Below are 4,413 nucleotides of genomic sequence, written 5' to 3'. Positions count from 1 at the left end.
CCCCACCGGGACGTCGACCCCGACCAGGCCCCCGGGCCTGCCCAAGCACATCCTCACCGGCTACTGGCAGAACTTCGACAACGGCGCCACCGTCCAGCGGATCAGCGACGTCCCGGCCGCCTACGACATCATCGCGGTCTCCTTCGCGGACGCCACCGCCACCCGCGGCGGCCTGAGCTTCACCCTCGACCCCGCCCTCTCCTCCCGCCTCGGCGGCTACACCGACGCCCAGTTCAAGGCCGACATCGCGGCCAAGCGGGCGGCCGGAAAACGGGTGGTGCTCTCCATCGGCGGACAGAACGGCACCGTCTGGGTGGGCGATTCCGCCTCGGCCGCGAACTTCACCGACTCCGCCTGGGCGCTGATGCAGGGTTACGGCTTCGACGGGATCGACATCGACCTGGAGAACGGCATCAGCTCCACCTCCATGGGCCAGGCGCTGCACGCCCTGGCGGCGAAGGCCGGGAGCGGATTCGTCCTCACCATGGCGCCGCAGACGATCGACATGCAGTCGACCGGCATGGAGTACTTCAAACTGGCGCTGAACGTGAAGGACATCCTCACCATCGTCAACATGCAGTACTACAACTCCGGCGCGATGAACGGCTGCGACGGGAACGTCCACTCGCAGGGCACCGAGAACTTCCTCACCGCGCTGGCCTGCATCCAGCTCAAGGGCGGGCTGCGCCCCGACCAGGTGGGGCTCGGGGTGCCGGCCTCCACCAGCGCCGCCGGCGGCGGGTACCTCGCCGCCGGCACGGTCAACAACGCGCTGGACTGCCTGGCCTCCGGAACCAACTGCGGCAGCTACAAGCCGGACACCAAGTGGCCGGGCATCGGCGGCGCGATGACCTGGTCGACCAACTGGGACGCCAAGGCGGGCAACCCGGTCGCGAGCACCATCGGTTCGCATCTGCACGCCATGCCGTAGCCGGACCGGCCGGCCGGCCGGCGGCCCGGGTTCAGACCCCGGCCCGGGCCTCCGGCACGTGCGCGGCGCCGCCGTGCCGACGGCGCAACTCGGCCGTGATCTCGGCCAGTTCGCCGTCGGGCAGCAGCGGCAGCATCATCGCGACGCCCTGCAGCAGGCCGCCGAGCAGGAAGGTGGTGTCCGGCGTCGCCGCCACCAGGCCGCGGACCTCGGCCACCTCGCCGGCCGCCACCGCCTCGATCAGCCGGGCGGCGCTCGCGGTCTCCTCGTCCACGTCGACCGCGCCGGTGTCCTCCGGGGCGCGCCGGGCCATCGCCCGCAGCACCCTGTCGCCGACCTCGGGGGCGTACGCCTTGCGGACGGCCTCGGCGGCGATCCAGGTGAGCAGGGTGGTCACCTCGCGCTCGGCGTGCTCGGCGAACAGCAGGTCCAGCTCGTGGTCGAACGCGATCTGGTTGCCGTGCCGGAACGCGAGCAGCAGGGTCGCCGCCCTGGCCTTGGCCTCCTCGACCGCCTCCACAGGCAGTTCGTCGGCCAACTCCTCGGTCACCACCACGCCATGCCCTCCCGTCCGCCGCTCAGCAGGAACGCTCAGCGGAAACACCCATTCGGAAACTCCGTGCACACGGTACACAGCGGACCTGCAAACTTCCGCGAACCCGCGCGGGCAAGACCGGAATCAATTCGCTCGGAATAGGACCTCACCCGGTCGCAGGATGATAATTCGCCGGAAGGGAGCAATGTTTCTGGGCTATTTGGTGTAGTGAAAGCACCCGGGTAGCCATTCCGGAAGCGAACACCGGAAAAACGCCCGAGGGGCCGCACCCCGCGTGTCGCGGTGTGCGGCCCCTCGGGGACCGGTCCGGGCTCAGCCCTGCGGCAGCGCCGCGAGCTGGGCGGTGATCCGGGCGATGTCGGCCTCGGCGGCCTCCTGGCGGCCCCGGATCTTGGCGACCACCTCGTCCGGCGCCTTGGCGAGGAACGCCTCGTTGCCGAGCTTGGCGGTGGTCTGGGCCTTCTCCTTCTCGGCGGCCGCGAGGTCCTTGGCCAGGCGCTTGCGCTCGGCCGCGACGTCGATGGTGCCGGAGAGGTCCAGCGCGACGGTGGCACCGGCGACCGGCAGCGAGGCGGTGGCCGCGAAGCCCTCCTCGGGAACGGTCAGCCGCAGCAGCGAGCGGATCGCGTCCTCGTGGACGGACAGCACGGTGCCGGCCAGCTCCAGCTGGGCCGGGACGCGCTGCGCGGGCTGGAGGCCCTGGTCCGAACGGAACCGGCGGACCTCGGTGACCACCTGCTGGAGGGTGGCGATCTCCGACTCGGCGGCCGCGTCACGGTAACCGCTGTCCTTCGGCCACGTGGCCACGACCAGCGACTCGGCGCCGGTGAGCGTCGTCCACAGCGCCTCGGTGACGAACGGGACGACCGGGTGCAGCAGCCGCAGCGTGACGTCCAGGACCTCGCCGAGCACCCGGCGCGAGGCGTCCGCCTGCGGGCCGCCCTTGGCCAGGGTGGTCTTGGAGAGCTCGACGTACCAGTCGAAGACCTCGTCCCAGGCGAAGTGGTACAGCGCGTCCGTCGCCTTGGCGAACTGGAAGTCGTCGTACAGCGCGTCCACCTTGGCGACGGTGGCGTTCAGCCGCGACAGGATCCAGCGGTCGACCGCGGTCATGTCCTCGGGCGCGGGCAGCGCGCCCTCGGTGGTGGCGCCGTTCATCAGCGCGAAGCGGGTCGCGTTCCAGATCTTGTTGCAGAAGTTGCGCGAGCCCTTGACCCAGTCCTCGCCGATCGGCACGTCGGCGCCCGGGTTGGCGCCGCCGGCCAGGGTGAAGCGGACGGCGTCGGCGCCGTAGGCGTCCATCCAGTCCAGCGGGTCCACGGCCGTGCCGGAGGACTTCGACATCTTCTTGCCGAACTCGTCGCGCACCAGACCGGTCAGGGCGACGGTCTTGAACGGCGCCTCGCCGTCCATCGCGTACAGGCCGAACATCATCATCCGGGCGACCCAGAAGAAGATGATGTCGTGGCCCGTCACCAGGACGTCGGTCGGGTAGAACTTCTCCAGGTCCGCGGTCCGCTCCGGCCAGCCGAGCGTGGAGAACGGCCACAGGCCGGAGGAGAACCAGGTGTCCAGGACGTCCGGGTCCTGAACCCAGCCCTCGCCGGTCGGCGGCTGCTCGTCCGGACCGACGCAGACGACCTCGCCCTCGGGGCCGTACCAGACCGGGATCCGGTGGCCCCACCAGAGCTGGCGCGAGATGCACCAGTCGTACATGTTGTCGACCCAGTCGAAGTAGCGGCGCTCCAGCTCCTTCGGGTGGATCTCCACCTTGCCGTCGCGGACGGCGTCGCCGGCGGCCTTGGCCAGCGGCTCGACCTTGACCCACCACTGCAGCGACAGCCGCGGCTCGACCACGGTGTGGCAGCGCGAGCAGTGGCCCACGGCGTGCATGTACGGGCGCTTCTCGGCGACGATCCGGCCCTGCTCGCGCAGCGCGCCGACGACGGCCGAGCGGGCCTCCAGCCGGTCCATGCCGAGGAAGGGGCCGTGCACGGTGATCGCACCGCGATCGTCCATGACCGTCAGGTTGGGCAGGTCGTGGCGCTGGCCGATGGCGAAGTCGTTCGGGTCGTGCGCGGGCGTCACCTTGACGGCGCCGGTGCCGAACTCCGGGTCGACGTGCTCGTCCGCGACGACCGGGATCTCACGGTCGGTCAGCGGCAGCTTGATGGTCCGGCCGACCAGGTGCCGGTAGCGCTCGTCCTCGGGGTGGACGGCCACCGCGGTGTCGCCCAGCATCGTCTCGGCCCGGGTGGTGGCGACGACGATCGAGTCCTCGCCCTCGCCGTAGCGGATCGAGACCAGCTCGCCCGGCGTGTCCTCGTGCTCCACCTCGATGTCGGACAGCGCGGTGAGGCAGCGCGGGCACCAGTTGATGATGCGCTCGGCGCGGTAGATCAGGCCGTCGTCGAAGAGCCGCTTGAAGATGGTCTGGACGGCCTGGGACAGGCCCTCGTCCATGGTGAAGCGCTCGCGCGACCAGTCCACGCCGTCGCCGAGGCGGCGCATCTGGCCGAGGATGCGGCCGCCGTAGCTCTTCTTCCACTCCCAGACCTTCTCGACGAAGGCCTCCCGGCCCAGGTCGTGGCGGGAGAGGCCGGACTCGGCGAGCTGCTGCTCGACCTTGTTCTGGGTGGCGATGCCGGCGTGGTCCATGCCCGGCAGCCAGAGCGTCTCGTAGCCCTGCATGCGCTTGCGGCGGGTCAGCGCGTCCATCAGCGTGTGCTGGAAGGCGTGGCCCAGGTGCAGGGCGCCGGTGACGTTCGGCGGCGGGATGACGATGGTGTAAGCGGGCTTGTCGCTCTTCGCGTCCGCGGTGAAGTAGCCACGCTCCACCCAGCGCTCGTACAGCTCGCCCTCTACGTCCGCGGGGGTGTAGGTCGTCGGGAGGGTCGCTGCTTCGTCCCCGGCAAAGGTGCTCACG

At 70.6% G+C, this 4,413-nt stretch carries 3 protein-coding genes; 1 reads left to right on the top strand and 2 read right to left on the bottom strand.

What is annotated here, in order from left to right:
* On the top strand, positions 1-931 hold a 931-nt coding region (locus ACIQOV_RS29285; protein WP_401053569.1), incomplete at its 5' end, for a chitinase.
* Between the two features lie 31 nt (positions 932-962).
* Here ACIQOV_RS29285 and ACIQOV_RS29280 read toward each other — a convergent pair.
* Together ACIQOV_RS29280 and ACIQOV_RS29275 are read right to left on the bottom strand one after the other, a co-directional pair.
* Positions 963-1,487: a hypothetical protein gene (locus ACIQOV_RS29280; protein WP_380543344.1), complete on the bottom strand. Its 525-nt coding sequence runs from the start codon at positions 1,485-1,487 to the stop codon at positions 963-965.
* A 312-nt stretch (positions 1,488-1,799) separates the two neighbouring features.
* The gene (locus tag ACIQOV_RS29275) at positions 1,800-4,412 is read right to left on the bottom strand and encodes a valine--tRNA ligase (protein WP_401053568.1); all 2,613 of its coding nucleotides are present in this window, start codon (positions 4,410-4,412) and stop codon (positions 1,800-1,802) included.
* Position 4,413: the final 1 nt, after the last annotated feature.

Source organism: Kitasatospora sp. NPDC091257, assembly GCF_044757675.1.
Lineage (GTDB): Bacteria > Actinomycetota > Actinomycetes > Streptomycetales > Streptomycetaceae > Kitasatospora > Kitasatospora lactacystinica.
Note: the sequence above shows the minus strand (reverse complement) of the source record. Positions and strands in the feature narration are given on the sequence as shown.